The 340-nt window shown below is 37.6% G+C and carries 1 pseudogene; it reads left to right on the forward strand.

What is annotated here, in order from left to right:
• A pseudogene (locus SB756_RS28725) lies at positions 1 to 340 on the forward strand (coproporphyrinogen III oxidase); the annotation flags it as partial.

Raw genomic sequence — 340 nt, forward strand, 5'->3', positions numbered from 1 at the left:
GGCCAATTGCATCGAAACTTTCAAGGTTATACAACGCATGGTAATTGTGATTTATTAGGGCTGGGTGCATCGTCTATTTCACAAATTGGCACCGCTATTTTACAAAATAAAAAAGAGCTAAAGCATTACTACCACAGCATTGAAACGCAAAGCGGCTGCGCACTTAGTAAAGGTATGCATTTAACCCATGATGATGTTATTCGAGCGGATGCTATTAAGCAGCTTATTTGTCAGTTTGAACTAAATATAGACGAGTTTGCTAAAAAGTATCATATTGAATTTGATACCTACTTTGCGGAGGCATTGGTTTCTCTTAAACCACTTATAGACGATAACATGG

Source organism: Pseudomonas sp. SIMBA_068 (assembly GCF_046534705.1).
Lineage (GTDB): Bacteria > Pseudomonadota > Gammaproteobacteria > Pseudomonadales > Pseudomonadaceae > Aquipseudomonas > Aquipseudomonas putida.